Source organism: Hydrogenophaga intermedia, from assembly GCF_023715105.1.
GTDB classification, from domain to species: domain Bacteria; phylum Pseudomonadota; class Gammaproteobacteria; order Burkholderiales; family Burkholderiaceae_C; genus Hydrogenophaga; species Hydrogenophaga intermedia_A.
Genome location: NZ_JAMBNO010000010.1, coordinates 128,438 through 153,094, shown reverse-complemented (window position 1 = coordinate 153,094; position 24,657 = coordinate 128,438). Strand labels below are relative to the sequence as shown.

Genomic DNA, 24,657 nt, shown 5'->3' with positions numbered 1-24,657 from the left:
AGGAGAACCGCATGCAGATCGAGACCCCGCCCGTGTCGCGCGATACGCCCAAGCCGCAAGGCGAGCGCCGCGGTTTGGTGCTGGTGCACACCGGCCACGGCAAAGGCAAGAGCACGGCGGCCTTCGGCCTGGCCCTGCGCGCACACGGCCGCGGCAAGCCGGTGAAGATTTACCAGTTCATGAAGGTGCCCTCGGCGCGCTTCGGCGAGCACCGGGTGTTCGAGCAACTCGGCATTGCGATCGAGGGCCTGGGCGATGGCTTCAGCTGGAAGAGCCGTGACCTGGATCACTCGGCGCAGCTCGCGCGCGAGGGCTGGGCAAAGGCCGAGGCCACGCTGCGTGCCGGTGAACACTTCCTCGTGGTGCTCGACGAAATCATGTACCCCTTGCGCTACGGCTGGGTGCCGCTGGACGCGGTGTTGACCTGCCTGCGCGAGCGGCCGTCGCACGTGCACGTGGCGCTCACCGGACGCGGCGCACCCGACGAGTTGATCGAGCTCGCCGACACCGTGACGGAGATGGCGTTGGTCAAGCACCACTTCAAAGCGGGCGTGCCGGCACAGCGAGGTATCGAGGATTGATGGACGCACCGGTGTCCGCACTGGCCGTGCTGCTTGCGCTCGCGCTCGATGCTGCGCTGGGCGAGCCGCCGGCGCGTTGGCATCCGGTGGTGGCCATGGGGCGATACCTGAATGCCATGGCCCCGCACGTTGCGCCGCGCTTTGGCGCTGGCAGGCTCCAGCCGGCGCGCGCTTTCATCGCGGGCGCGCTGGCCTGGTGTCTGGGCGCAATGCTGGTCGTTGGCTTGGCGCTGCTGCTGGTCCGGGCCATGGCCACGTGGGCCTGGTGGGCACAGGCCCTGGTGCTGGGTGTGCTGCTCAAGCCCATGCTCTCGTGGCAGATGCTGCGCAGCGAAGTGGCCGCTGTGGAGGCCGCGCTGGGCGAATCGCTCGAGGCCGGGCGCGAGCGGCTGCGCTGGCTGGTGAGCCGCGACGTGGCAGCCCTCGACGCAACGCAGGTGCGGGAGAGCGCGATCGAGTCACTGGCCGAGAATCTCAACGACTCGGTGGTGGCGCCGCTGTTCTGGTTTGTGGTTGCCGGCCTGCCTGGCGCCGCGCTTTACCGTTTTGCCAACACCGCCGATGCCATGTGGGGCTACCGTGGCGAGCGCCTCGGCCGCGACTGGACCTGGGCGGGCAAATGGGCCGCGCGCGCAGACGACGTTTTGTCGTGGGTGCCGGCCCGACTCACCGCTGTGCTGCTTGGTGCGCTCAGGCGTTGGCCCACGCTGGCTGGCGAGGCGCGACTCACGCCTTCACCCAACAGCGGTTGGCCCATGGCGGCGATGGCGCTGACGCTGGGCGTGCGCTTGAACAAGCCTGGTGTCTACAGCCTCAATCGCGGTGGCCGGGCCCCCGTGGCCGCAGACACTGCCCGCGCGCTGCGTGTCGCCGCCCGCAGCGTGTTCACGCTTGCCGGTCTGGCTGGCCTGACGGGACTTTGGGCATTGTGGTCGCGATGGAACGGGCATTTGTTCCCATGAGCCAAAGCGCGCAATGGCACGGCGGAGCGGACGCGCTCGGGGTACCCGCGCACGACTTCTCCACCAACGCGAACGCCTGCGGCCCGTGTCCGGCCGCACTTGCCGCAGTGACCGCGGCTGACGCCAGCCACTACCCCGACCCCACGTACGACGCACTGCGCCAGACGCTCGCGGCATTTCATGCGGTGGACGCTTCGCGCATTGCGCTCGCCGCCAGCGCCAGCGAATTCATCGCGCGGTTCACCGCCTGGGTGGCGCGCGAAGGCGGCCAGCGCGTGTGGTTGCCCCGTCACGCCTACGGCGACTACGCACGCAGCGCTGCCGCCTGGCGCCTCGCGCGGGTGGCCGAGCCGTCGCGGGCTGACCTCGCCTGGCTGTGTGAACCCAGCAGCCCGCTGGGTGCGGCCGAACCCGCAGCGCAGGCGGTGATGGCAAGTGGCACCAACCATGTCGTGCTCGACCTCGCCTACGAACCGCTGCGGCTGAGCGGACGGAGCAGCTTCGGCGCGCAGGTGTGCGAGCGGGCGTGGCAGCTGTGGACGCCCAACAAGGCCCTCGGCCTGACGGGGGTGCGCGCCGCCTACGCGATTGCCCCCGTGGACGCCATGGACGCGGTGTCTGCGCTCGATGCGCTCGCTGCGTCCTGGCCCATCGGAGCGCATGGCGTGGCGCTGCTGAAGACCTGGCCCACGCCGCCCGTGCAGCACTGGCTAAGCGACAGCCTGCGCACCCTGCGCGATTGGAAAGCGCTGCAGATCGAACTGTGCCAGTCACTCGGCTGGACGGTGCTGCCCGGCGACGCCAGTTACCTGGTTGCGCGCGTGGCGCCGCAAGACCTTGCCCACCTGCCGCGGTTGCGCCTAGAACACGGCGTGAAGCTGCGCGATACCACCTCGTTCGGCCTGCCTGGGCATGTGCGGCTGGGTGTGCGTCCACCCGCGGACCAGGCCGCGCTTCATGCCGCCTGGACGCACGTCGCGCGCGGCGACAATGCCACCGCGCGCGTCACAACCTTGGCCGCCCATGACAACAACATTGCCACACCACGGAGTTGATTTTCGCATGACGATCACCACATCCCCCAACCCCGACATCCCGCTCGAACAGCCCGTGCGCCTGGTGCCGCGCGCCAACGCAACCAGCCTCCAGGAGCGTTGGTCCATGGAAGCCATCGAGGCCTTGTTCGAGCTGCCCTTTGCGGAGCTCCTGCACCGCGCCCATGCGGTGCACCGCGAGCACCACGATCCGCGTGAGATCGAACTCGCGACACTCTTGTCGGTGAAGACCGGCGGCTGCCCCGAGGACTGCGCGTACTGTCCGCAGTCGGTGCACTTCGACACTGGCGTTCAGGCCGGCAAGCTGATGGCCGTGGACGCGGTGCGCGAGGCCGCGCAACGTGCCAAGGCGGCCGGCGCCACGCGTTTTTGCATGGGTGCTGCCTGGCGCGCGCCCAAGGACCGCGATGTCGAGGCCGTGGCCGAGCTGGTACGCGCCGTGAAGGCCGAAGGGCTGGAAGCCTGCGCCACGCTGGGCATGCTGGCCGAAGGCCACGCCGAACAACTGCGCGACGCCGGCCTGGACTACTACAACCACAACCTCGACAGCGACCCCGGCTTCTACGGCGACATCATCTCCACCCGCGACTACCAGGACCGACTGGACACACTGCAGCGCGTGCGCGGCGCGGGCGTGAAGGTCTGCTGCGGTGGCATCGTGGGCATGGGCGAATCGCGTCGCCAGCGCGCCGGGTTGATCGCCCAGCTCGCCAACCTCGAACCCGACTACCCCGAGTCGGTGCCGATCAACCACCTGGTGAAGGTGGCGGGCACGCCGTTGGCCGATGAGCCCGACCTCGATCCTTTCGAATTCGTGCGCACCATCGCGGTGGCCCGCATCACCATGCCGCGCGCGAAGGTGCGCCTGTCGGCCGGGCGCCAACAGATGGGCGAAGCGGTGCAGGCCCTGTGCTTCCAGGCCGGGGCCAACAGCATCTTCTACGGCGACAAGCTGCTCACCACCGGCAACCCCGACGTGGCGGCCGACCAGGCGCTGCTGCACAAGCTCGGCCTGCGCCCACGGCAGGGCTGATCACCATGGCCGCGGTCTGCGTGATGGTGCTCGGCACGAGCAGTGGCGCCGGCAAGAGCTGGCTGGCCACCGCGCTGTGCCGCCACTACGCGCGGCAGGGCCGCAAGGTAGCGCCGTTCAAGGCGCAGAACATGAGCAACAACGCCCGGGTGGTGCAGGGCGGCGAGATCGGTTCGGCGCAGTACTTCCAGGCACTCGCCGCGCGCGCGCAGCCCGAGGTGCGCATGAACCCGGTGCTGCTCAAACCCGAGGCCGACACGCACAGCCAGTACGTGCTGATGGGGCAAGTCGACCCTGAGCTGACCGCCTTGCCCTGGCGCGAGCGCGGCGAGCGCGCCTGGCCCGTGGTGCGTCAGGCGTTGCGCGAACTGATCGCCGAGAACGATGTGGTGGTGATCGAGGGTGCAGGCTCGCCGGCCGAGATCAACCTCATGACCAACGACATCGTGAACCTGCGTGTGGCGCGCGAGGCGAATGCGCGCTGCCTGCTGGTCACCGACATCGACCGCGGCGGCGCGTTCGCCCACCTCTATGGCACCTGGGCGCTGTTGCCGGAGGTCGACCGTGCGCGCCTGCGCGGCTTCGTGCTCAACAAGTTCCGCGGCGATGCGGCCTTGCTTGCGCCCGGGCCGCAACAGTTGCAGGAACTCACGGGCGTGCCCACGGTCGGGGTGATCCCGATGCAATGGCGCCATGGCCTGCCGGAGGAGGACGGCGTCTTCGACGACCGCAGCCACGCCGCTGGCGCGGTGCACACCACGATCGCCGTGGTCGCGTGGCCGCGCATCAGCAACCTCGACGAGTTTCAGCCGCTCAAGAACGTGCCCGGCGTGCGCCTGCAGTGGGTTCGCTCGCCGGCCGACGCCGCCAACCCGGACGTGATCGTGCTGCCCGGCAGCAAGGCCACTGCGGCCGACCTGGCCTGGCTGCGCGAGCAGGGCCTGGATGCCTGGGTGGCCGATCACACCGCGCGCGGTGGCCGCGTGCTCGGCGTGTGCGGTGGCTTGCAGGTGCTGGGTGAGGCGTTGATCGACACCGAAGGCATCGACGGCAACGCGCCCGGCCTGGGCCTGCTGCCGCTGGTGACCACCTTCGCGCGCAACAAGACCGTGCGCAGCACCGAGGCGCGCTTCGGTGCGCTCGCGGGCGCCTGGGCCGCGCTGTCGAACGTGTCGGTACGCGGCTACGAGATCCACCATGGTCAGACGGCGCCGCACCCCGCGATGCTCGCTGCGGGGGCCGTTGCACGCGAGGCGATGCCGGGCCTGGCCTGGCAGAACGACGCGGGCAATGTGCTCGGCCTGTACCTGCACGGCCTGTTCGAGGATCCGCGCGTGCTGCAGGCGCTGTTCGGCGCCACGGTGCCCACGCTGGAGACGGTGTTCGACGGCCTTGCCGACACCATTCACACCCACTTCGACACCGGCGCGCTGGACGCGCTCATCGCCCCATGAACCTACCCCTCATCAGCGACCTGCACGATCCGGTCCTGGCGACCACGCTGCAAGGCCTGCTCGACGCCAAGACCAAGCCGTTGGGTGCCCTCGGTCGCATCGAGGGGCTGGCGCAGCGCATCGGTCTCATCCTCGGCACCCCTGTGCCGCGCCTGCAGCAGCCCCAGATGCTGGTCTGCGCCGCCGACCACGGCCTGGCCGCACGGGGTGTCTCGGCCTATCCGAGTGACGTCACCTGGCAGATGGTGGAGAACTTCCTGGCCGGCGGTGCGGCCGTGAGCGTGCTCGCTCGCCAGCACGATCTGGCGCTCACGGTGGTGGATTGCGGCGTGCGCCACGACTTCGCGCCGCGCCCCGGCCTGCGCGTGTGCAAGGTGGCACCTGGCACGGCCGACGCCCTTGACGGGCCAGCGATGAGCGCGGCCCAACGCGACCAGGCCATGGGCAACGGCATGGCCGTGGTGCGCGAACTGCCCGGCAATACATTGCTGCTGGGCGAAATGGGGATCGGCAACACCTCGGCCGCGTCGCTGCTGCTCGCCCGCCTGGGCGGTTTCGACGTCGCCGACGTCACGGGCGCCGGCACCGGGCTCGACGCCGAGGCGGTGTTGCGCAAGATCGGCGTGTTGCGGGCCGTGCTGCAACGCCACGCGGATGCCCGCGATCCGCTGACTGCACTGGCGGCCTTCGGCGGGTTCGAGATCGCCACGCTGGTGGGTGCGGTGCTGCAGGCCGCGGCCGAGCGGCGCGTGATCGTGGTCGACGGCTTCATCGCCAGCAGCGCCGTGCTGGTGGCCAGCAAGCTGGCGCCGCATGTGCTGCAGCGCTGCGTGTTCGCACATCGCTCCGGCGAACGCGGCCACGCGCTCATGCTGGCGCACCTGCGGGCCGAGCCGCTGCTCGACCTGGGCTTGCGCCTGGGCGAAGGCTCGGGCGCAGCGATCGCCTGGCCGCTGCTGGTGAGCGCCTGCGCCGTGCTCAACGAAATGGCCAGCTTCGAGAGTGCGGGCGTGGCCACCGCCGGCAGCGAGGTGCCTGCGCGGCCATGAGCCAGTTCGTTCGCCACTACCTGCTCGCGGTGCAGTTCTTCACGCGCTTGCCGGTGACCGGTCGATTGGCCGACTGGGTGGGCTACAGCCCGGCCATGTTGCGCGCCAGTGCCGCCCATTTCCCCGGCGTGGGCTGGCTGGTGGGTGCCCTGATGAGTGGCGTGTTCTTCGCGCTGCTGTGGTGCTTGCCGCCGGTGTCGGCGCGCCCTTGGGTGGCGGCCATGGGCGCCACCATCGCAGGCGTGCTGCTCACCGGGGCGTTCCATGAGGACGGCCTGGCCGACTTGTGCGACGGTCTCGGCGGCAGCGCGGATCGCGATCGTGCGCTGACGATCATGAAAGACTCGCGCATCGGCAGCTTCGGCGCCATCGCGCTGGTGCTGGCGCTGCTGTGCAAGGTAGGGCTGCTGGCGCTGCTGGCCCAGACGGGCGCGCTGCGTGCAGTGTTCGTGCTGTTTGCTGCGCAGGTGATCTCGCGCGCCACCCCCTTGCTGCTGATCTACACCATGGCCCATGTGGGCGATGCGAATGGCTCGAAGAGCAAACCGCTGGCCGATCAACTCTCGACCGCGGCGCTGTTGGCGGGCGGGCTGTGGGCTGGCTTGGCCATGTTGCTCGTGGTGTGGCTCTATCCGGGGGCCCCATGGTGGGGCGCGGTGTTGGGCGCCTTGCTCGGCGCGTTGTGGATGCGCGGCTGGCTGATGCGCCGGCTGCAAGGCTTCACGGGCGATGGCCTGGGCGCGACACAGCAGGTGAGCGAAGTGCTGTTCTACTTCGGTTTTGTTCTGGCGCTTGGCGTCCAGTGAGCGCCGCTGAAGTTTTCTCGAGGACCCTGATGTGAAAGCCCCTGAACTCTGCCTCCATGTGGACGCCCAGTTCGCCAGCCCATATGCCATGTCGGTCTTCGTTGCATTGACCGAAAAGGGCGTGCCATTCGATTTGCAGACGGTGGACCTTGCGGCCGCACACAACCGCACAGCGGCCTTCGCAGCCCGCTCCATCACCCAGCGTGTTCCCATGTTGGTTCATGGCGATTTCGCCTTGTCGGAGTCGTCGGCGATCACCGAATACGTCGATGAGGCTTTTCCGGGCGTGGCGCTGTACCCCACGGATGCGCGCGCCAAGGCACGGGCGCGTCAGGTGCAGGCCTGGCTTCGCAGCGATCTGCTGGCCATTCGCGTGGAGAGGCCGACCGAAGTCATCTTCTACGGCGCGAAGATGCCTGCGCTGTCAGCGGCCGCGCAGGCCGCTGCGCAAAAGCTGTGCGACGCAGCAATGGGCTTGCTGCCCGATGGCGCACAGAACTTGTGCGGCCCGTGGTCCATCGCGGATGTCGACCTCGCGCTCATGCTCAATCGCCTGGTGCTGCACGGTGACGCATTGCCGCCAAGACTCGCAGCCTATGCGGAGCATCACTGGCACCGGCCAAGCGTGCAGCAATGGGTGGGCCAGCAGCGCCCGCCGCTGTGATGGCGAGGACGTTTTGAGATGAAGCTCTGGTTGATCCGCCACGCCGCCGTGGCCTTGCCTGATGGCCTGTGCTACGGCATCACCGACGCACCCGCACACGCCGAGGCCACGCTGAGCGCCGCGCGCGGCGTGGCCAGCGCGCTGCCGCGACACGTGCCGCTGTGGGTCTCGGGCCTCACGCGCGCGCAACAGCTCGCTGCGGCCCTGCAACGCGAGCGACCCGAGCTGGGGGCAGCGCGCGTGGACACCCGGCTCAACGAGATGGATTTCGGCCGCTGGGAGATGCAGCCCTGGGCGGCTGTGCCGCGTTCTGCCTTCGATGCCTGGATGGCCGATTTCGCGCAGCACCGCTTCGGTGGCGAAGAAAGCACCCAGCAGGTCATCGAACGCGTGGCCTCGCTCATCGTCGAGCTGCATGGCGCGGGGGTGCGCGAGGCGGCCTGGGTCACCCATGCGGGTGTGATTCGCGCGGCACAGTACCTCAAGGCTCACGGCCCGCGCGAGATCGCGTCGGCGAGCGAATGGCCGCGCGAGGCGCCGGCCCAGGGCGACTGGATGGAGCTGGTGTTCTGACGCTGCGTGGCTTCAGCCCGTCGTCTTGGGCTTGAAATCGCAGTACGCGGCCACGCTGCAGCGGTGGCATTGGGGCTTGCGCGCCAGGCACACATAGCGCCCGAGCAGGATCAGCCAATGGTGCGAGTCCACCGCGTAAGCCGCTGGCACGCGCTTCATGAGCTGCAGTTCCACCGCCAGCGGCGTCTTGCCCGGCGCCAGCCCGGTTCGGTTGCCGACGCGAAAGATGTGCGTGTCGACCGCCATCGTGGGCTCGCCAAAGGCCACGTTGAGCACCACGTTGGCCGTCTTGCGGCCCACGCCGGGCAGGGCTTCGAGGGCTTCGCGCGAGCGCGGCACCTCGCCGCCGTGGCGTTCCACGAGGATTCGGCAGGTCTCCATCAGATGCTTGGCCTTGCTGCGGAACAGGCCGATGGTCTTGATGTGCGCCTCCAGGCCCTCAAGGCCCAGGGCGAGGATGGCCTGCGGGGTGTTGGCCACGGGAAACAGCTTGCGCGTCGCCTTGTTCACGCCCACGTCGGTGGCCTGTGCAGAAAGCAGTACGGCGGCCAGCAGTTCGAACACGGTGGTGTATTCGAGCTCGCTTTGCGGGTGCGGGTTGGCCGCAGCCAGGGTGGCGAAGAAGGGTTCGATGTACTCGCGCTTCATGGGCGCGCAGTCTAGCGGGGTGCGGCAGGCGCTGTCGGCCCGGCGCCACGGGCTGCGCAAGTGGCATCGGCTTTGGTGACAATGCGGCTTTTCCCTGCATCTGCCCCGAACGCCTCATGCCTTTCACCACGCCTTTCGCCGACCGCCTGAACAACGTCGAAACCTCCGCCATCCGCGAGCTCTTCAAGCTGCTGGGCAAGCCCGGCATCATCAGCTTTGCCGGTGGTTTCCCGGACAGCGCGCTGTTCGATGTCGATGGCATCCGCGAGGCAGTGAATGCCGCCCTCACCGAGGAGCCCGGTGCCACGCTGCAATACGGCGCCACCGAGGGCCACGGGCCCTTGCGCGAGCAACTCGCCGGCTTCATGGCCAGCAAGGGCGTGCGCGGCGTGGGCGCGCAGGACCTCATCGTCACCACCGGCAGCCAGCAGGCGCTGGACCTGCTGGGCAAGACGCTGATCTCCCCGGGCGACAAGGTGATCGTCGAAGGCCCGACCTTCCTCGCCACCATCCAGTGCTTCCGCCTCTATGGCGCCGAGCTCATCACCGTGCCGGTGGACGGGCAGGGCGCGAAGACCGACGAGCTCGAGAAGCTCATTGCCCAGCACAAGCCGAAGTTCGTCTACCTCATCCCCACCTTCGGCAACCCCAGCGGCGCGCTCACCTCGCTGGCGCGGCGCCAGGCCATCCTTCAGATGGCGGTCAAGCACGACACGCTGATCGTCGAGGACGATCCGTACGGCGACCTGTATTTCGGTGACGCGCCGCCGCCCAGCCTGCTGGCGTTGGCCGACACCGTGGCGGGCGCGCGCGATCGGCTTGTGCACTGCGGCTCGCTGAGCAAGGTGCTCAGCCCGGGCCTGCGCGTGGGCTGGATGGTGGCGCCGGCCGAGCTGCTGGCCAAGGCCACCATGTGCAAGCAGTTCAGCGATGCGCACACCAGCACCTTTGCCCAGGCCACGGCGGCCCAGTACCTCAAGGCCGGGCGCATGCCGGCAACGCTGGCGCGCGTGCGCAAGGTGTACGCCGAGCGGGCCAGCGCCATGACGACCGCGCTGCGCCGCGAACTCGGCGATGCGATTGATTTCGTGGAGCCGCAAGGCGGCCTGTTCGTCTGGGCACGCCTCACCGGCGCCGACGGCAAGTTGGCCGACGGCGCCGCCTTCGCGAAGAAGGCCATCGAGCAGGGCGTGGCGTTCGTGCCCGGCGCGCCGTTCTTCGCCACGAACCCGGTGCACGCCACGCTGCGGCTGAGCTTTGCCACCGCGCCGATCGACAAGATCGAAGAGGGCATTGCCCGGTTGGGGCGCGCATTGTGAGCTCGCAGGCGCCGGCCGACGGCGACGAAGACACCGTGCCCGGGCCGGCGCCCGAGCTGGTGATCGACGACGTCGACGTCTTCATCGACGGGCACGGCGCCCAGACCCTGGTGATGGTGCATGGCTGGCCCGACACGCCGGCCCTGTGGGACGCCACGGTGGCCTCGCTGGCCGAGCACTTTCGCTGCGTGCGATTTCACCTGCCGGGCTTCGACCTTGCCAAGGGCCCGCGGCCGATGTCGGTGGACGACCTCTGCGCGCTGTTGCGACGCGTCGTCGATGCCGTGAGCCCGGACGCGCCCGTGACGCTGGTGCTGCACGACTGGGGTTGCGTCTTCGGCTACGAGTTCGCGGCGCGAAACCGCGAGCGCATCGAGCGCATCGTGGCGGTCGACATCGGCGACCACAACGCCACCGAGTACCGCCAGGGCCTGGGTTGGCGCGAGAAGCTCATGATCGCCGGCTACCAGCTCTGGCTCGCCGTCGCCTGGCAGTTGGGGGAACACCTGCCCGGCCTGGCCAACCGCATGACGCGCTGGATGGCGCGCCAGATCGGCTGCCGCAATGACCCGCAACTCATCGGCTGGGAGATGAACTACCCCTACGCCATGGGCTGGTTCGGGGTGTTCGGTGGCCTCGGCCGAATGGCGTCGGTGGACAAGCTCATCGGCGAGAAACTGCCCGGTCTGTACGTCTATGGCCGACGCAAGCCCTTCATGTTCCACACCAGCCGCTGGGTGCGCCAGCTCAACCGCACCACGGGCTGCGCGGCGCACTCGCTGGACACCGGCCACTGGGTCATGCGCCAGAAGCCGGCCGAGTTCAACGCCATCCTGAAGGACTGGCTGCTGGGGCCCGCTCAGCCCAGGCCCAAGGCCTGAGCCACCCGGCGCGCGGCCCAGGCGTCGTTGGCCGCGTAGAGGATCTGCGACTCGCTCAGCGTGCGGGCCGACCAGTTGCTGGTGGCGGCCTTTTTGCTTTTGGCAAAGCGCTGCCCGAACAGCACCGCCACAGCGGCCTTCACGCCCATGTCCTTGCGGTAGCCGCGCTCGCGAAACACGGTGTTGAGTTCCAGCACGGCCTCGGGCTCGACGCCCAGCTTGGCGCGGATGCGCAGCGTGTCGTCGCGCAGGCCGAAGCCGGCCTTGCGGTGGGCGGGTTGGGCCAGCAGCTCGGCCACGCGCGTGCGGCAGCCCGCTTCGTGCAGCAGGAACACCCAGGCACGGGATTCGGTGGCCAGTTGCACGACGTGCGGGCCGTCGGACACCTGCTCTTTCAGGAAGGTGGGGCGCGACTCGGTGTCGAAGCCCCAGACGGCGTGGTCCTGCAGCTGCGCCGCGGCCTCCACGGCTTGCGGCCCGGTGTGCACCAGGGTGATGCGGTCCAGCCCGAGCAGGGGGAAGGGCGGCAGGGCGTCGATGGCCTCCTTGCTGGGGGTGGGCTGGGTCTCGCGCGGCGTCATGGGTTGGCAGCATACCCGCCAGGGGCAGGGCGCAACCGGCACAATCCGGCGATGCCCACGCCCTTGCTGCAAGACGTCACGCCCGAGAAACCCGCCGAAGGGGAGTTCGTGCGGTTTCCCGGCTCGCCCTTCGAGCTTTTCCTGCCGTACCCGCCCGCCGGCGACCAGCCCGAGGCCATCGCGCAACTGGTCGAGGGCCTGAACGACGGCGAGGTGTTCCAGACCCTGCTGGGCGTGACCGGCTCGGGCAAGACCTTCACCATGGCCAACGTGATCGCGCGCGTGGGGCGCCCGGCCATCGTGTTCGCGCCCAACAAGACGCTGGCGGCCCAGCTTTACAGCGAGTTTCGCGAGTTCTTCCCCAAGAACGCGGTCGAGTACTTCGTCAGCTACTACGACTACTACCAGCCCGAGGCCTATGTGCCGCAGCGCGACCTGTTCATCGAGAAGGACAGCGCGATCAACGAGCACATCGAGCAGATGCGGCTGTCGTGCACCAAGAGCATCCTGGAGCGGCGCGACGTGCTGATCGTGGCCACCGTCTCGGCCATCTACGGCATCGGCAAGCCCGAGAGTTACCACCAGATGGTGATGACGCTGCGAGTGGGCGACAAGGTCGGCCAGCGCGATGTCATCGCGCAGCTGGTGCGCATGCAATACACGCGCAACGAAATGGACTTCGGCCGCGGCAAGTTCCGCGTGCGCGGCGACACCATCGACGTGTTTCCAGCCGAGCACTCGGAGATGGCGATCCGCATCGAGCTGTTCGACGACGAGATCGAGAGCCTGCAACTCTTCGACCCGCTCACCGGCAAGGTGCGCCAGAAGATTCCGCGCTTCACCGTGTTCCCCAGCAGCCACTACGTCACACCGCGCGAGCAGGTGCTGCAGGCGGTGGAGTCGATCAAGCTCGAACTCGACCAGCGCCTGAAGGAGCTCGTGGGCATGGGCAAGCTGGTGGAGGCGCAGCGGCTGGAGCAGCGCACCCGCTTCGACCTGGAAATGCTCAGCGAGGTCGGGCACTGCAAGGGCATCGAGAACTACACCCGCCACCTGTCGCAGGCGCGCCCGGGCGACCCGCCGTCCACGCTGACGGACTACCTGCCGCGTGACGCGCTGATGTTCCTGGACGAAAGCCACGTGCTGATCGGCCAGCTGGGAGGCATGTACAACGGCGACCGCGCCCGCAAGACCACCCTGGTGGAATACGGCTTTCGCCTGCCCAGCGCGCTGGACAACCGCCCGCTCAAGTTCGAGGAGTTCGAGCAGCGCATGCGCCAGGTGGTGTTCGTTTCGGCCACCCCGGCCGACTACGAGAAGCGGCACGCGGGCAAGGTGGTGGAACAGCTCGTGCGGCCCACCGGGCTGGTCGACCCCGAGCTGGAAGTTCGCCCCGCCACGCACCAGGTCGACGACGTGCTGCAGGAGATCCGTGCGCGCGTCGAGAAGAACGAGCGCGTGCTCATCACCACGCTGACCAAACGCATGGCCGAGCAGCTCACCGACTATCTGAACGAGAACGGCGTGAAGGTGCGCTACCTGCACAGCGACATCGACACCGTCGAGCGGGTGGAGATCCTGCGCGACCTGCGCCTGGGCACCTTCGACGTGCTGGTCGGCATCAACCTGCTGCGCGAGGGGCTGGACATCCCCGAGGTGTCGCTGGTGGCCATTCTGGACGCCGACAAGGAGGGCTTCCTGCGCTCCGAGCGCAGCCTGATCCAGACCATCGGCCGAGCGGCCCGCAACCTCAACGGCAAGGCCATCCTGTACGCGGACCAGATCACCGACTCGATGAAGGCATCGATCGGCGAGACCGAGCGGCGCCGCGCCAAGCAGATCGCGCACAACGCGGCGCACGGCATCGAGCCTCGCAGCGTGAACAAGCGCATCAAGGACCTGATCGACGGCGTGTACAGCGAAAAGGCGGGCAAGGAGGCCGATCGCCTGGCCGCCGAGAGCGCCGCCCGGGCCGAACTCGACGAGATGAGCGAGAAAGACGTGGCGCGCGAGATCAAGCGGCTGGAAAAGCAGATGCTGGAGCACGCGCGCAACCTCGAGTTCGAGAAGGCGGCCCACATGCGCGACCAACTGGCCAGGCTCAAGGCCCGCGTGTTCGGCGCCGACGGCCACGACCAGGTCGCCTGAACCTTCGGTCGGCGCCGGCATCTATCGATGCGATAGCCAAGCTCAAAGCGTTTCGCCGGATGGATACCCCCCGGGGCAGTACAATGCCGACCGAAACAGTCAGCTTTTGAGATATACTCGACGAAAACAGTCGGGAACCTGCGAAGAAGGAGACCCCTCTCAGGGGTTGGGGCGGGTGGACAAGGGGTTCGAACGGCAGGGGCCGGCGAGCCGAACCACGACGGTCAAGCCAACTTTTCAGGAGCTTGCGATGCGCCTCACGACCAAAGGCCGCTTTGCGGTCACCGCCATGATCGACCTGGCCCTGCGCCAGAACAACGGTCCCGTCACCCTGGCGGCCATCAGCCAGCGGCAACAGATTTCTCTGTCCTACCTGGAGCAGCTGTTCGGCAAGCTGCGCCGGCACGAGCTGGTGGAGTCCACCCGTGGCCCCGGCGGCGGCTACACGCTGGGCCGCAAGGCGGCCGAGATCACCGTGGCCGACATCATCGTCTCGGTGGACGAGCCCATCGACGCCACCCAATGTGGCGGCAAGGAAAACTGCATGGGCGACGGCCAACGCTGCATGACCCACGAGCTGTGGGCCCAGCTCAACGCCAGGATGGTCGATTTTCTCGACTCCGTGACCCTGCAATCGCTGGTGGACCAGCAGCTTGCCAAGGGCGTGGTGGTGGAAAACGCGCCGCTGATCAAGCGGGCGATCTCCAGCCAGCCGGTGGTCAAGCCGATCCGCGTGAACGCGCCGAACTCGGTCTTTGCCCTGGGAGGCGCGCTGTCCAAGTAAGCCGCCGGGCGCGCCAGGCCACGTGCCTGCCGCCCATGGCACCGCCAGGGACTTCGACGCTCGCGTCAAATGGCGCCCCCATCATCGAGTGAATTCACAAAAGAACGACCCCATGAGCACTCCCCACTTCCCCATCTACATGGACTACAGCGCCACCAACCCGTGCGATCCGCGGGTGGTGGATGCCATGGTTCCCTGGCTGCGCGAGCACTTCGGCAACCCCGCGTCGCGCAGCCATGCCTGGGGCTGGGAGGCCGAGAAGGCCGTGGAGACCGCGCGCGAACAGGTGGCAGCGCTCATCAACGCCGATCCGCGCGAGATCGTCTGGACCAGCGGTGCCACCGAGTCGAACAACCTCGCGCTCAAGGGCGCGGCGCACTTCTACAAGGGCAAGGGCAAGCACCTCATCACCGTCAAGACGGAACACAAGGCCGTGCTCGACACCATGCGCGAACTCGAGCGCCAGGGGTTCGAAGTCACCTACCTTGACGTGCAGGCCGATGGTCTGGTCGACCTGGATGTGTTCAAGGCCGCGATCCGCCCCGACACCATCCTGGCCTCGGTCATGTTCGTCAACAACGAGATCGGCGTCATCCAGGACATCGCGGCCCTGGGCGCCATCTGCCGCGAAAAGGGCGTGATCTTCCACGTCGACGCGGCGCAGGCCACCGGCCGTGTCGACATCGACCTGCAGACGCTGCCGGTCGACCTCATGAGCCTGACCAGCCACAAGACCTACGGGCCCAAAGGCATCGGCGCGCTGTTCGTGCGCCGCAAGCCGCGCGTGCGCATCGAGGCGCAGATGCACGGTGGCGGCCACGAGCGCGGCATGCGCTCGGGCACCTTGCCCACGCACCAGATCGTGGGCATGGGCGAGGCCTATCGCATCGCCAAGGCCGAGATGCACGAGGAGAACCTGCGCATCCGGGCCCTGCACGATCGCCTGCTCAACGGCCTGAAGGACATCGAGGAGGTGTTCATCAACGGCCACGAGACGCAGCGCGTGCCGCACAACCTGAACATGAGCTTCAACTACGTCGAGGGCGAGTCGCTGATCATGGGCATCAAGGGCATCGCGGTGTCCTCGGGTTCGGCCTGCACCTCGGCCAGCCTGGAGCCCAGCTATGTGCTGCGTGCCCTGGGCCGCAGCGACGAACTGGCCCACAGCAGCCTGCGCATGACCATCGGCCGCTGGACGACCGAAGAAGAAATCGACTACGCGATCGCGACGATCAAGGAAAACGTCGCCAAGCTGCGTGAACTTTCACCCCTGTGGGAAATGTTCAAGGATGGCATCGACCTGTCGACCATCCAGTGGGCAGCCCACTGATCTGAAGGAGAACAACCATGGCCTATTCCGAAAAAGTCGTTGACCACTACGAGAACCCCCGCAACGTCGGCTCCTTCGACAAGGGGGATGACACGGTGGGTACCGGCATGGTGGGCGCGCCCGCTTGCGGCGACGTGATGAAGCTGCAGATCAAGGTGAACCCCAGCACCGGTGTGATCGAAGACGCGCGCTTCAAGACCTACGGCTGCGGCTCGGCCATCGCGTCGAGCTCGCTCGTGACCGAGTGGGTCAAGGGCAAGACGCTTGACGAGGCGGCCTCGCTCAAGAACAGCCAGATCGCCGAAGAGCTGGCACTGCCGCCGGTAAAGATCCATTGCTCGATCCTCGCCGAGGATGCCATCAAGGCCGCGGTGGATGACTACCGCAAAAAGCACGCGAACTGACCCCATGGCTGTCACGATTTCGGAGGCCGCAGCCCGTCACGTCACGCGCTACATCGCCAAGCGCGGCAAGGGCGTGGGCGTTCGCCTGGGCGTCAAGACCACCGGTTGCTCGGGCCTGGCCTACAAGCTCGAGTACGCCGACGAGATTGCGCCCGAGGACGTGGTGTTCGAGGACAACGGCGTGAAGGTGCTGGTCGACCCCAAGAGCCTGGCCTACATCGACGGCACACAGCTCGACTTTGTGCGCGAGGGCCTCAACGAGGGCTTCAGGTTCAACAACCCCAACGAGCGCGATCGCTGTGGCTGTGGCGAGAGCTTTCGCATCTGAGCGCCATCTCACCCCGACAACCGCCCGGCGTACCGCCTCGGCGGTTTTTCTTTTTCCATGAACCTGCAATCGAACGACTTCCAGATCTTCGGCCTGCCCGAGCGCTTTTCGCTGGAACGCGTTGAGCTGGATGCGCGCTGGAAGGACCTGCAGCGCCAGGCCCACCCGGACCGTTTTGCCAGCGCCGACGCGGCGTCGCAGCGGCTGGCCATGCAATGGTCGGTGCGCATCAACGAGGCCTACCAGCGCCTGAAGGACCCGATCAAGCGCGCGGCCTACCTGTGCGAGTTGCGTGGCGCGCCCATCGAGGCCGAGAACAACACGGCCATGCCCTCCGATTTCCTGATGCAGCAGATGCAGTGGCGCGAGGACCTGGACGAGGCCGAAGGGGCCGAAGCCCTGGAGCGCATGGCCGACGAAGTGTTGCAGGCCCGGCGTGAGCGCATCGCCGCGCTGCAGGCCGCGCTGGACGAGCAGGGCGATGCGGCCGCGGCGGCGCGCCAGGTCAGAGCCCTCATGTTCATTGAGCGCTTTGCGCGCGATGTGGAGGGGCGCCTCGATCAACTGGGACAATAGGCGTTTTCCGCTTCCGCACGACAGAAGAACGATCCGATGGCGCTCCTGCAGATTTCCGAACCCGGCCAGTCCCTTGACCCGCACCAGCGCCGCGTGGCGGTGGGCATCGACCTGGGCACCACGCACTCGCTGGTGGCCGCGGTGCGCCATGGCGTGGCCGAGTGCCTGCCCGACGAGCAAGGCCGCGTGATCCTGCCCAGCGTGGTGCGCTATCTCGATGCTGCCCAGGGCGGCAGTGGCCGCCAGATCGGCTGGGACGCGCTCACGGCCCAGGTGGACGACCCGGCCAACACCGTGAGCTCGGTCAAGCGCCTCATGGGGCGCCGACGCGATCAGGTCGCCGATGTCGACAAGCTCAGCTACAGCGTGGTGGACGACAACGGCATGGCGGTGGTCGACACCGTGGCCGGCCGCAAGACGCCGATGGAGGTGAGCGCCGAAATCCTGGCGACGCTGCGCTTTCGCGCCGAGGACAGCTTCGACGACGAGCTCTTCGGCGCCGTCATCACCGTACCGGCCTACTTCGACGACGCGCAGCGCCAGGCCACCAAGGACGCCGCACAGCTGGCCGGCATCAACGTGCTGCGCCTGATCAACGAGCCCACCGCCGCCGCCATCGCCTATGGCCTGGACAACGGCAGCGAAGGCGTCTATGCGGTGTACGACCTTGGCGGTGGGACCTTCGACATCTCCATCCTGCGCCTCACGCAGGGCGTGTTCGAGGTGCTGGCCACGGGCGGCGATTCCGCCCTGGGCGGTGACGACTACGACCAGGCGCTGGCCGCGTGGGTGCTGCAGCAGCGCGGCCTGCAACAACCGCTGGACGCCAGCGACCGCGCGCGCCTGCACAAGGAAGCGCGCCGGGTGAAGGAGGCCTTGACCGACGCGGACCGTGCCGTCTTTGCCGCCCGGGTGGCCGGCCATGCCATCGAACTCACGCTGTCGCGCGCCGACTTCGAGGCCTGCACCGCTGCGCTCACCGCGCGGACGATGACGGCGGTGCGCAAGGTGCTGCGCGACGCTGGCGTCACCAAGGATGAAGTGAAGGGCGTGGTGATGGTGGGCGGCTCCACGCGTATGCCCGTGATCCGCCGCGCCGCCGGCGATTTCTTCGGTACCGAACCGCTGATCAACCTCAACCCCGACGAGGTGGTGGCGCTGGGTGCGGCCATCCAGGCCAACGCGCTGGCGGGCAACAACCGCGACGGCGAGTTGCTGCTGCTCGACGTGATTCCGCTCTCGCTCGGCATCGAGACCATGGGCGGCCTGGTCGAGCGCATCGTGCCGCGCAACAGCAGCATTCCCACCGCGCGCGGGCAGGACTTCACCACCTACCAGGACGGCCAGACCGCGCTCGCCCTTCACGTGGTGCAGGGCGAGCGTGACCTGGTGGCCGATTGCCGCAGCCTGGCGCGCTTCACGCTGCGCGGCATCCCGCCCATGGCGGCGGGTGCGGCGCGCATCCGCGTCACCTTTACCGTCGACGCCGACGGCCTGCTGTCCGTGGGCGCGAAGGAGCTCACCTCGGGCGTCGAGGCCAGCATTGATGTGAAACCCGCCTACGGCCTGAGCGACGAGCAGATCGCCGCCATGCTGAAGGACAGCTTCGCCACCGCCCAGCAGGACATGCAGGCGCGTGCGCTGGTGGAGGCGCGCGTCGATGCCGACCGGTTGCTGCTCGCCACGAACTCAGCGCTGGCGGCCGACGGCGACCTGCTGACCGCCGACGAGCGCGCCACGATCGATACCCTCATGGCCGCGCTGCGCACGGCCGCCACCGGCGACGACGCGGCGGCCATCGAAGCTGCCAGCGAAGCCCTGGCCAAGGGCACCGAGAACTTTGCCGCAGAGCGCATGAACCGCGGTATCCAGCAGGCCCTGGCCGGCAAGAAACTCGAAGAAGTCTGAACCCCATGCCCATCATCAAGATCCTGCCGCACGCCGAGTACGCCCCCGAAGGCAAGACCATCACGGCGCCCGCCGGCACCTCCATCTGCGAGGCCCTGCTCGAGAACCAGGTCAACATCGAGCACGCCTGCGACATGAGTTGCGCCTGCACCACCTGCCACGTGATCGTGCGCGAGGGCTACAACAGCCTGAATGCGCCCGAGGAAGAAGAAGAGGACCTGCTCGACCGCGCCTGGGGCCTGGAGCCGCAGTCGCGCCTGAGTTGCCAGGCCATCCTCGCGCAGCAGGACGTGACGATCGAGATTCCCAAGTACACGATCAACCACGCCAAAGAGAACCACTGATGCGCCAGATCATTCTCGACACTGAAACCACCGGTCTTTCCGCCGAGAACGGCGACCGCATCATCGAGATCGGCTGCGTGGAACTGCTCAACCGCAAGTTCACCGGCAACAACCTGCACCACTACATCAACCCCGAGCGCGACAGCCACGAGGACGCGCTCAAGGTGCACGGCATCAGCAACGAGTTCCTGCGCGACAAGCCGAAGTTCGCGGCCATCGCCGAGGAACTCGTCGAATACCTGCGCGACGCCGAGGTCATCATCCACAACGCGCCGTTCGACGTGGCCTTCCTGAACATGGAGTTCCGCCGCCTCGGCCTGCCGCCGGTGACGCAGATCGTGGCCAACGTGCTCGACACGCTGGTGATGGCCAAGGAGATGTACCCCGGCAAGCGCAACGGCCTGGACGCGCTGTGCGACCGTCTGGGCGTGGACAACTCGGGCCGCACGCTGCACGGCGCGCTCCTTGATGCCGAGCTGCTGGCCGACGTCTACATCAACATGACGCGCGGGCAGGACGCGCTGCTCATCGACATCGCCGACATGGCGGGCGGCGAGGGCGGGGCGCTGGAGGTGGTTGACCTGCGCCGCTTCGAGCTGCCTGTGCTGCGCGCCAACGAACAAGAGGCGCAGGCCCACGAGACCGTGCTCGCCGAACTCGACAAATCGAGCAAGGGCAAGACGGTGTGGCGCCTGGTCGAAAACGCCTGAAAACCTGGCTATAATGCGAGGCTTCCGACGGCGCTGACCCAGCGCCGTTCGGGCGGTTAGCTCAGTGGTAGAGCACTGCCTTCACACGGCAGGGGTCGCAGGTTCGAACCCTGCACCGCCCACCAGAACCTGAAAGGCCTGCACCCCGGTGCAGGCCTTTTTCATTGCGCGGCGCCCGATTCAGCGCAGCACCTCCAACAAGCGGTCCAGCCCGCCGGTCTCGATCGACACCATGGCCTGCTCGCGCACCGCCGGCTTGGCGTGGTAGGCCACCGACAGGCCGGCCTCGCGCATCATGGGCAGGTCGTTGGCACCGTCGCCCATGGCAATGCACTCGTGCGGTTCGGCGCCCAGCAGCGAAGCCACTTCGAGCAAGGTCCGGCGCTTTTCCACGCCGTCACAGATGTCGCCCCAGGGCTGGTTCACCAGGCGACCGGTGAGTTCGCCGCAGTTCGGGCCGCTGGCCACTTCAAGCACGTTGGCGCGCACGAAGTCGATGCCGAGGGTGTCGCGCACGCGGTGGGCGAAGAAGGTGAAACCGCCCGAAACCAGAAGCACCTTCAACCCGGCGGCCTTGCAGGCGTTGATGAGTTCCGCCGCGCCGGGGTTGATACGCAGGCGCTCGACGTAGACGCGCTCCATGTCGGCCACGGTCACGCCTTTGAGCAGGGCCACGCGCTGACGCAGGCTTTCCTTGTAGTCGGCGATCTCACCGCGCATGGCGGCTTCGGTGATGGCAGCCACCTCTTCCTTCTTGCCGACGGCGTCGGCGATCTCGTCCACGCACTCGATGCTGATCAGCGTGGAGTCCATGTCGAAGGCGATGAGCTTGAAGTCGCGCAGCTTGAGGGGCGGCGTGAAGCCGCGCGTGGTGAGGCCGGGGGCGATGGTCCGGGCGGTGTTCTGGGCGGTGGTCATGCGGTTTCGGTGGGTTTGATCGGTTGGCCGAGCGAGCGCAGCACGTCGCGCACGAGCTGTACGCGGTCTTTCACCTCGGGCAGCGCGCGTTCGATGCGCAGCTTCTCGTTGCCCGCGAGCTTGATGTGCTTGTGCTTCTGGATCAGCTCGATGATGCGCATCGGCTCGATGGGCGGGTTCGGCTTGAAGGTGATGGTGGTGACGCCGGGCGCGGCGTCGACCTTGACCACGCCATAGGGTTGCGAGAGCACGCGCAGGCGGTGCACGTCGACCAGCGTCTGCGCCTGCGGCGGCAGTTTGCCGAAGCGGTCCACGATTTCCTCGAGCAGCGCATCCACCTGGTCGGTGGATCTGGCGGTGGCGAGTTTCTTGTAGAACGAGAGGCGCAGGTGCACGTCGCCGCAGTAGTCGTTGGGCAGCAGGGCAGGGGCGCGCAGGTTGATGTCGGTGGTCACGGAGAGGGGCGCCAGCAGGTCGGGCTCGCGCCCGGCCTTGAGCGATCTCACCGCCTCCGACAGCATCTCGTTGTAGAGCTGGAAGCCCACCTCCAGCATGTTGCCGCTCTGGTTCTCCCCCAGCACCTCGCCAGCGCCGCGGATCTCCAGGTCGTGCATGGCCAGGTAGAAGCCGCTGCCGAGTTCCTCCATCTGCTGGATCGCGTCCAGGCGCTGTGCGGCCTGTTTGGTCAGGCCGTCGATCTCGGGCACCAGCAGGTAGGCATAGGCCTGGTGGTGGCTGCGGCCCACGCGGCCGCGCAGCTGGTGCAGCTGCGCCAGCCCGAACTTGTCGGCCCGGCTGATGACGATGGTGTTGGCCGTCGGCACGTCGATGCCGGTCTCGATGATGGTGGAGCACAGCAGCACGTTGAAGCGTTGCGCCACGAAGTCGCGCATCACGCGCTCCAGATCGCGCTCGGGCATCTGGCCGTGCGCGATGGCGATGCGCGCCTCGGGCAGGATCTCCTCGAGTTTTTTCCTGCGGTTCTCGATCGTCTCGACCTCGTTGTGCAGGAAGTAGACCTGCCCGCCGCGCTTCAACTCGCGCAACACGGCTTCGCGGATCACGCCCTGGCCTTCGTTGCGCACGAAGGTCTTGATGGCGAGGCGCCGCTGCGGCGCGGTGGCGATCACCGAGAGATCGCGCAGGCCTTCGCGCGCCATGCCCAGCGTGCGCGGGATCGGCGTGGCGGTGAGGGTGAGTACATCGACCTCCGCACGCAAGGCCTTCATAGCCTCCTTGTGGCGCACGCCGAAGCGGTGTTCCTCGTCGATGATGAGCAACCCCAGGTTCTTGAACTGCGTCTTCTCGCTCAGCAGCTTGTGCGTGCCCACCACGATGTCCACCGAGCCGTCGCTGATGCCCTTCAACGCGGCCGTGATCTCTTTCTGCGATCGGAAGCGGCTCATCTCGGCGATCTTCACCGGCCATTTGCCGAAGCGGTCGACCAGCGTCTGGTAGTGCTGCTCGGCCAGCAACGTGGTGGGCGCGAGGAAGGCCACCTGCTTGCCACCGGTGACGGCCACGAAGGCCGCGCGCAGGGCCACCTCGGTCTTGCCGAAGCCGACATCGCCGCAGACCAGCCGGTCCATCGGGCGCGGGCTGATCATGTCCTGGATGACCGCGTGGATGGCGGCGCGCTGGTCCGCCGTTTCCTCGAAGCCGAAATCGTTGGCGAAGGCCTCGTAGTCCTGCGGTGAGTAGCGGAACGGGTGGCCCTGGCGCGCCGCGCGGCGCGCATAGATGTTGAGCAGCTCGGCCGCGGCGTCGCGCACCTGCTCGGCGGCCTTGCGTTTGGCCTTTTCCCACTGGCCGCTGCCCAGCTTGTGCAGTGGCGCTTCGTCGGCACTCACGCCGGTGTAGCGGCCGATCAGTTGAAGCTGACTCACCGGCACGTACAGCACGGCCTTGTCGGCGTACTCCAGGTGCAGGAACTCCTGCAGCGCGGGCGTGCCGTCGGCGTTCTTCTCGCCCATGTCGAGATTGACCAGACCCCGGTAGCGGCCGATGCCGTGCTGCGTGTGCACCACTGGGTCGCCCACGTTGAGTTCCGACAGATCCTTGATGAGCGCTTCGACGTCGCTGACCTGCTCCTGCTTCTTGCGCCGCCGCGCGGTGGGGCCGGCGGCGAAGAGTTCGGTCTCGGTGACGAAGTGGATGCCGCCGTCGACCCAGGCGAAGCCGGTGTTGAGCGCGGCGGTTGCGATGCCGGTCTTCTCGTCGCTGCGTTCGAACTCGGCCAGGCCGTCGAACGCGGGTGGGTTCAGGCCGCTGGCGCGCAGGAAATCGAGCAGGCTCTCGCGGCGACCGTCGCTCTCGGCCAGCAGCAGCACGCGGTCGGGTGTGACGCGGATGTGTGCCTGCAGCCGAGCCAGCGGGTCTTCGGCGCCGCGCACGACGGACAGATCGGGCAGTTTTTGCGCGAAGGCGCTGTCGGTGACGTCGTTGGCGCCCGGGCGCATCACCACTTGCACATGCGCCTTGGCGGCGGTGAAGAACTGTTCGGCGTTGAGGAACAAGGCCTCTGGCGGCAGCACGGGCCGTTCCGGGTCGCCCTGCAGCAGGCGGTGGCGCTCGCGCGTGTCCTGCCAGAACCGCTGGAACGCGGGCTCGAGTTCACCGTGCAGCACCAGGGTGGCCGCTCCCCCCAGGTAGTCGAAGACCGTCGCCGTGTCGTCGAAGAACAGCGGCAGGTAGTACTCGATGCCGGCGGTGGCGACGCCGTTGCCCATGTCCTTGTAGATGCGGCTCTTGGTCGGGTCGCCTTCGAGCAGTTCGCGCCAGCGGGCCCGGAATTTGGCGCGCGCGGCTTCGTCCATCGGGAACTCGCGGCCCGGCAGCAAGCGCACCTCGTTCACCGGGTAGAGGCTGCGCTGGCTGTCCGGGTCGAAGGTGCGGATGCTGTCGATCTCGTCGTCGAACAGGTCCACGCGGTAAGGCACGGGGCTGCCCATGGGAAAGAGGTCGATCAGCCCGCCACGCACCGCGTACTCGCCGGGGCTCACCACCTGCGTCACGTGGTTGTAGCCCGCGAGCGTGAGCTGGCTTTTCAGGCGCGCTTCGTCCAGCTTTTGCTTCACCTTGAACTGGAAGGTGTAGCCGGCCAGGAAGGCTGGCGGCGCCAGCCGGTACAGCGCCGTGGTGGCGGGCACCAGCACCACGTCGGCGCCGCCGTCGTGCTGGCGCTGCGAGATGCGCCAGAGCGTGGCCAGCCGCTCGCTGATGAGGTCCTGGTGCGGCGAGAAGGTGTCGTAGGGCAGCGTTTCCCAATCGGGGAACAACGTCACGCGCAGGGCCGGTGCGAAGAACGCGAGCTCGTCGATGAGGCGCTGCGCGTCGTTGGCGTCGGCCGTGAAAATGGCGGTCAGGCGGCCCTGGGTCAGCTCGCGTTCGGCCAGGCGGGCCAGCCACAGTGCATCGGCCGAACCCACGGGCTGGGGCAGGGTGTGGCGCTTGCCGGGGCTCAAAGAAGGCAGGGGAAAGGGCATTGAAAAAGCACCGATGAGGCACCTGAGGGGCACCAATGGCAAACACCCCCGGGCGCTTGAAGCCGGGGGTGTGATGGGCGAATTCTAGAATGGCGAGCGCCTATGAGCCTTGCCAA

At 67.8% G+C, this 24,657-nt stretch carries 24 protein-coding genes and 1 tRNA gene; 21 read left to right on the top strand and 4 right to left on the bottom strand.

Translation table 11 applies throughout. From position 1 onward, the window contains the following. The first annotated feature begins 11 nt into the window (after positions 1-11). The 9 genes from cobO to M3149_RS11355 are packed head-to-tail and all read left to right on the top strand — an operon-like array spanning position 12 to position 8,177. The gene (gene cobO, locus M3149_RS11395) at positions 12-581 is read left to right on the top strand and encodes a cob(I)yrinic acid a,c-diamide adenosyltransferase (protein ID WP_251709505.1); all 570 of its coding nucleotides are present in this window, start codon (positions 12-14) and stop codon (positions 579-581) included. Continuing rightward, positions 581-1,543, top strand: a complete 963-nt coding sequence (cbiB, locus tag M3149_RS11390) for an adenosylcobinamide-phosphate synthase CbiB (protein WP_251709503.1) — start codon at positions 581-583, stop codon at positions 1,541-1,543. Before cobO ends, cbiB begins: the two co-directional genes overlap by 1 nt. Next, positions 1,540-2,598 (top strand): aminotransferase class I/II-fold pyridoxal phosphate-dependent enzyme, encoded by a 1,059-nt coding sequence (locus tag M3149_RS11385; RefSeq protein WP_251709501.1) that lies wholly within the window; start codon positions 1,540-1,542, stop codon positions 2,596-2,598. Before cbiB ends, M3149_RS11385 begins: the two co-directional genes overlap by 4 nt. A 7-nt stretch (positions 2,599-2,605) precedes the next feature. Then, positions 2,606-3,631 (top strand): biotin synthase BioB, encoded by a 1,026-nt coding sequence (bioB, locus tag M3149_RS11380; protein WP_251709499.1) that lies wholly within the window; start codon positions 2,606-2,608, stop codon positions 3,629-3,631. A 5-nt stretch (positions 3,632-3,636) separates the two neighbouring features. Further along, a complete protein-coding gene (locus M3149_RS11375) occupies positions 3,637-5,085 on the top strand; it encodes a cobyric acid synthase (protein ID WP_251709498.1) in 1,449 nt (482 codons plus the stop codon). Then, positions 5,082-6,134 carry a nicotinate-nucleotide--dimethylbenzimidazole phosphoribosyltransferase gene (cobT, locus tag M3149_RS11370; protein WP_251709496.1) on the top strand — a complete coding sequence of 351 codons (1,053 nt, stop codon included), beginning with the start codon at positions 5,082-5,084 and terminating at the stop codon, positions 6,132-6,134. Before M3149_RS11375 ends, cobT begins: the two co-directional genes overlap by 4 nt. Then, positions 6,131-6,940, top strand: coding sequence for an adenosylcobinamide-GDP ribazoletransferase (locus M3149_RS11365; protein ID WP_251709494.1), 810 nt, complete (start codon positions 6,131-6,133; stop codon positions 6,938-6,940). Before cobT ends, M3149_RS11365 begins: the two co-directional genes overlap by 4 nt. A gap of 31 nt (positions 6,941-6,971) precedes the next feature. Next, a complete protein-coding gene (gene yfcF / locus M3149_RS11360) occupies positions 6,972-7,604 on the top strand; it encodes a glutathione transferase (protein ID WP_251709493.1) in 633 nt (210 codons plus the stop codon). An 18-nt stretch (positions 7,605-7,622) separates the two neighbouring features. Beyond that, a complete protein-coding gene (locus M3149_RS11355) occupies positions 7,623-8,177 on the top strand; it encodes a histidine phosphatase family protein (RefSeq protein ID WP_251709491.1) in 555 nt (184 codons plus the stop codon). A gap of 12 nt (positions 8,178-8,189) precedes the next feature. Here M3149_RS11355 and nth read toward each other — a convergent pair whose 3' ends face one another. Further along, on the bottom strand, positions 8,190-8,825 hold the full coding sequence (gene nth / locus M3149_RS11350; RefSeq protein ID WP_251709490.1) for an endonuclease III: 636 nt from the start codon (positions 8,823-8,825) through the stop codon (positions 8,190-8,192). A gap of 116 nt (positions 8,826-8,941) precedes the next feature. Here nth and M3149_RS11345 point away from each other — a divergent pair, with 116 nt between their 5' ends. Beyond that, complete coding sequence (locus tag M3149_RS11345; RefSeq protein WP_251709488.1) at positions 8,942-10,144, top strand: PLP-dependent aminotransferase family protein; 1,203 nt, start codon at positions 8,942-8,944, stop codon at positions 10,142-10,144. Continuing rightward, positions 10,141-11,025, top strand: a complete 885-nt coding sequence (locus M3149_RS11340; protein WP_251709486.1) for an alpha/beta fold hydrolase — start codon at positions 10,141-10,143, stop codon at positions 11,023-11,025. The genes M3149_RS11345 and M3149_RS11340 overlap by 4 nt, the downstream gene beginning before the upstream one ends. On the opposite strand, the gene M3149_RS11335 is transcribed toward M3149_RS11340, so the two are convergent. After that, positions 11,004-11,606: a 3'-5' exonuclease gene (locus tag M3149_RS11335; RefSeq protein ID WP_251709484.1), complete on the bottom strand. Its 603-nt coding sequence runs from the start codon at positions 11,604-11,606 to the stop codon at positions 11,004-11,006. The genes M3149_RS11340 and M3149_RS11335 overlap by 22 nt on opposite strands. A 51-nt stretch (positions 11,607-11,657) precedes the next feature. Here M3149_RS11335 and uvrB point away from each other — a divergent pair, with 51 nt between their 5' ends. The 10 genes from uvrB (at position 11,658) to M3149_RS11285 (ending at position 20,263) form a co-directional block, all read left to right on the top strand. Next, entirely contained in the window at positions 11,658-13,754 is a 2,097-nt protein-coding gene (uvrB, locus tag M3149_RS11330; protein ID WP_251709482.1) for an excinuclease ABC subunit UvrB, read from the top strand. Positions 13,755-14,004: 250 nt separating this feature from the next. After that, positions 14,005-14,538 carry a Fe-S cluster assembly transcriptional regulator IscR gene (gene iscR, locus M3149_RS11325; protein WP_251709480.1) on the top strand — a complete coding sequence of 178 codons (534 nt, stop codon included), beginning with the start codon at positions 14,005-14,007 and terminating at the stop codon, positions 14,536-14,538. A 112-nt stretch (positions 14,539-14,650) separates the two neighbouring features. Then, on the top strand, positions 14,651-15,868 hold the full coding sequence (locus M3149_RS11320) for an IscS subfamily cysteine desulfurase (RefSeq protein WP_251709478.1): 1,218 nt from the start codon (positions 14,651-14,653) through the stop codon (positions 15,866-15,868). Between the two features lie 17 nt (positions 15,869-15,885). Further along, on the top strand, positions 15,886-16,272 hold the full coding sequence (iscU, locus tag M3149_RS11315) for a Fe-S cluster assembly scaffold IscU (protein ID WP_251709477.1): 387 nt from the start codon (positions 15,886-15,888) through the stop codon (positions 16,270-16,272). A gap of 4 nt (positions 16,273-16,276) precedes the next feature. Further along, positions 16,277-16,600, top strand: coding sequence for an iron-sulfur cluster assembly protein IscA (gene iscA, locus M3149_RS11310; RefSeq protein WP_251709475.1), 324 nt, complete (start codon positions 16,277-16,279; stop codon positions 16,598-16,600). Between the two features lie 57 nt (positions 16,601-16,657). Beyond that, complete coding sequence (gene hscB / locus M3149_RS11305) at positions 16,658-17,176, top strand: Fe-S protein assembly co-chaperone HscB (protein WP_251709473.1); 519 nt, start codon at positions 16,658-16,660, stop codon at positions 17,174-17,176. 36 nt (positions 17,177-17,212) lie between these two features. Further along, positions 17,213-19,084, top strand: a complete 1,872-nt coding sequence (gene hscA / locus M3149_RS11300; protein WP_251709471.1) for a Fe-S protein assembly chaperone HscA — start codon at positions 17,213-17,215, stop codon at positions 19,082-19,084. A 5-nt stretch (positions 19,085-19,089) separates the two neighbouring features. After that, the gene (fdx, locus tag M3149_RS11295) at positions 19,090-19,428 is read left to right on the top strand and encodes an ISC system 2Fe-2S type ferredoxin (RefSeq protein WP_251709470.1); all 339 of its coding nucleotides are present in this window, start codon (positions 19,090-19,092) and stop codon (positions 19,426-19,428) included. Then, complete coding sequence (dnaQ, locus tag M3149_RS11290; RefSeq protein ID WP_251709468.1) at positions 19,428-20,138, top strand: DNA polymerase III subunit epsilon; 711 nt, start codon at positions 19,428-19,430, stop codon at positions 20,136-20,138. The genes fdx and dnaQ overlap by 1 nt, the downstream gene beginning before the upstream one ends. A gap of 50 nt (positions 20,139-20,188) precedes the next feature. Beyond that, positions 20,189-20,263: transfer RNA gene (locus M3149_RS11285), tRNA-Val, on the top strand. A 55-nt stretch (positions 20,264-20,318) separates the two neighbouring features. Here the strand turns inward: M3149_RS11285 and serB are convergent. Further along, a complete protein-coding gene (serB, locus tag M3149_RS11280) occupies positions 20,319-21,056 on the bottom strand; it encodes a phosphoserine phosphatase SerB (protein WP_251709466.1) in 738 nt (245 codons plus the stop codon). After that, on the bottom strand, positions 21,053-24,541 hold the full coding sequence (gene mfd, locus M3149_RS11275) for a transcription-repair coupling factor (RefSeq protein ID WP_251709464.1): 3,489 nt from the start codon (positions 24,539-24,541) through the stop codon (positions 21,053-21,055). The genes serB and mfd overlap by 4 nt, the downstream gene beginning before the upstream one ends. Positions 24,542-24,657 lie beyond the last annotated feature (116 nt).